Here is a 2,981-nt window from a genome sequence, read left to right on the forward strand (position 1 = left end):
GTCTCGGGCCGCAAGAGCGGCCGCCTGCTGCAGGAAACCTACGCCAACAAGATCTACTCGAAGCGCGTCGGCACTCTGGTGCGCAGCGCCATCCAGATCACCACCGCCTCCGGCATCTGCGCCGTGCTCGACATGCTCGCCGACGGCACATTGCCGGCGAAAGGCTTCGTCCGCCAGGAGGACATCGCGCTCGACGCCTTCCTCGCCAACCGCTTCGGCCGCGCCTACGCCCAGCACGAGATGGAAAGCCGGCTGGCGGGGTGAGCTGGGTGATCTCCCCCCTTGAGGGGGAGATGTCGCCGAAGGCGACAGAGGGGGTCGTTTCGCGTGGAGCGCTAACCTCGATCTGTCGCAAGGGAGGTCGCGTCCGGTCGCACCGACCCCCTCTGGCCTGCCGGCCATCTCCCCCTCAAGGGGGGAGATAACACCTTTTCAAATATGCAGCGCCTGACCCAGCGCCTTGAGCGCTGCTTCCTGGAAACCTTCGCCCTGCGTCGGATGGGCGTGGATCGTGCCGGCGATGTCTTCCAGCCGCGCCCCCATTTCCAGCGCCAGGCCAAAGGCCGCCGACAGTTCCGACACGCCTTGCCCGACCGCCTGGATACCCAGCACCAGATGATTGTCGGCGCGGGCGACGACACGGACGAAACCATCCTCGCCTTGCTTGGTCATGGCGCGGCCGTTGGCGGCGAAGGGGAATAGCCCGATCTTGACCTCGCCGGCGAGCGCCTTCGCCTCGTCAGGTGACAGGCCGGCCGTGACCAGTTCCGGATCGGTGAAGCAGATGGCGGGTATTGCGCGCTTGTCCCAGCTTCTTTTGTGACCGGCGACGATCTCGGCCACCATCTCGCCCTGCGCCATCGCCCGGTGCGCCAGCATCGGCTCGCCGGTGACGTCGCCGATGGCGAAGATGCCGCGCATCGAGGTGCGGCACTGCTCGTCGACGCGGATGAATTTGCCGGCCATGTCGAGGTCGATCTGGTCCAGCCCCCAGCCTTCGGTGAGCGGCTTGCGCCCGACGGTGACGAGGATCTTGTCGGCGGCGACCTTGGCGTTCTTGCCGTCTGCCGTCTCGACCAGCAGCGAATCGCCCTTGCCGGCCTGTCCCTGGGTCGACACCCCCTTGGCCTTGGCGCCTGTCATCACCTCGATGCCGAGTTCGCCGAGCCGCTTCACCACCGGTCGGGTCAGTTCGGCGTCATATTGCGCCAGCACACGTGGCAAAGCCTCGACCACGGTGACCTTGGCGCCCATCTTCGCGAAGGCGATGCCGAGCTCCAGCCCGATATAGCCGCCGCCGACGACGGCGAGCTTCTTCGGCACCTCGCTCAGCGCCAGCGCGTCGGTGGACGAGATCACCGGGCCGCCGAACGGCAGAAACGGCAGTTCGACCGGCGCCGAACCGGTCGCGATCACCACCGTCTCGGCGCGGATCACCTGGGTGCCGGTCTCGGTCTCAACCTCGACGGTCTTGCCGTCGCGGAAAGTCGCCCAGCCCTGTACGGTCTTGACCCTGGCCTTCTTCAGCAGGCCGGCCACGCCGCTGTTCAGCCGGCTAACGATCCCGTCCTTCCAGGCGATTGCCTTGGCCAGATCAAGCATCGGCGCGGTGAGTGAAATGCCGAGCGGGCTCTTGCCGCCGGCCATGTGCGCCACCTTCTCGAACTCCTCCGCGGCGTGGATCAGCGCCTTGGACGGTATGCAGCCGACATTGAGGCAGGTGCCACCCGGCTTGCCGGCCTCGACGATCACCGTGTCGACGCCGAGCTGGCCGGCGCGGATGGCGCAGACATAGCCGCCGGGCCCGGCGCCGATGACGAGCAGCTTGCAGGAGATTTCTTTCATGTCGACTGCTTCCTTTCGGCGGAGGCGACGGCGCGCCCTTTCCTTCTCCCCTTGCGGGAGAAGGAGGATCGGCGCGTTAGCGCCGAGACGGATGAGGGGTGTTCCAGCGGAGTGAGACGCTGGCTTTCCCTGGAACACCCCTCATCCGTCGCCTTCGGCGACACCTTCTCCCACAAGGGGAGAAGGGGGAGCCCACATCCCTGCTCCGCAACATTCGAGATCAAACCCATCCCCGCTAATCCACGAAAATCAGCGCCGGCGTTTCCAGCAGCGCCTTGATGCGCTGCACGAACACCGCGGCATCCCAGCCGTCGATGACGCGATGGTCGAAGCTGGACGACAGGTTCATCATCTTGCGCGGGATGAACTGGGTGCCGTCCCACACCGGCCGCACCATCATCTTGTTGACGCCGACGATCGCCACCTCCGGATAGTTGATGACCGGCGTCGTCGCCACGCCGCCCATGGCGCCGAGCGAGGTGATGGTGATGGTCGAGCCTGACAGCTCGTCGCGGCTCGCCGTGCCCGACTTCGCCGCCTCGGCCAGCCGGTTGACCTCAGCGCCGCATTCCCACAGGTCGCGCGCCTCGGCATGCTTGACCACCGGCACCACCAGCCCGGACGGCGTCTGCGCGGCGATGCCGATATGGACGCCGCCATGCTGGTGGATGATGCCGGCCTCGTCGTCGAAGATCGCGTTGATGCTCGGCTGGTCGGCGATCGCCTTGACCATCGCCCGCATCAGGAACGGCAGCAGCGTCAGCTTCGGCCGGTCCTGCCGCTTTTCCTTGTTCAGCGTCGCGCGCAGCTCCTCCAGTGAAGTGACGTCGATCTCCTCGACATAGGTGATGTGCGGGATGCGCGATTTGGCGAGCGCCATCTTCTCGGCGATCTTGCGCCGCAGCCCGATAACCTTGATGTCCTCGACATTGTCCTTGCGAGCAAGACCGGAGGTTTTGGCGACCTGCGGCCCGCGCGCCAGGAACGCCTCGATATCCTCATGGCCGATGCGGCCGGCCGGGCCGGAACCCGCGACCTGCCTGAGGTCGATGCCGGCTTCCCTGGCGCGCAGCCGGACGGCGGGCGAGGCCAAAGGCTTCTCGCCTTCGGGACGCGGCGCGCCGGAAACCAAGTTC

2 protein-coding genes and 1 pseudogene are annotated in these 2,981 nt (G+C 66.6%); 1 reads left to right on the forward strand and 2 read right to left on the reverse strand.

Annotation, left to right across the window (positions count from 1 at the left end):
• Window positions 1–264, forward strand: a pseudogene (locus EN742_RS30070) (saccharopine dehydrogenase family protein); the annotation flags it as partial.
• 168 nt (window positions 265–432) lie between these two features.
• Here the strand turns inward: EN742_RS30070 and lpdA are convergent.
• Together lpdA and EN742_RS30080 are read right to left on the reverse strand one after the other, a co-directional pair.
• Window positions 433–1,845 carry a dihydrolipoyl dehydrogenase gene (gene lpdA / locus EN742_RS30075; RefSeq protein ID WP_126057338.1) on the reverse strand — a complete coding sequence of 471 codons (1,413 nt, stop codon included), beginning with the start codon at window positions 1,843–1,845 and terminating at the stop codon, window positions 433–435.
• 235 nt (window positions 1,846–2,080) lie between these two features.
• A partial coding sequence (locus EN742_RS30080; protein ID WP_148670356.1) for a dihydrolipoamide acetyltransferase family protein occupies window positions 2,081–2,981 on the reverse strand: 901 nt, incomplete at its 5' end.

It is taken from the genome of Mesorhizobium sp. M4A.F.Ca.ET.020.02.1.1 (genome assembly GCF_004022645.1).
GTDB lineage: Bacteria > Pseudomonadota > Alphaproteobacteria > Rhizobiales > Rhizobiaceae > Mesorhizobium.

What these genes read in the sequence shown, in the direction of transcription:
- lpdA (WP_126057338.1), bottom strand. Translation starts at nt 1,845, where the DNA reads ATGAAAGAAATCTCCTGCAAGCTGCTCGTCATCGGCGCCGGGCCCGGC.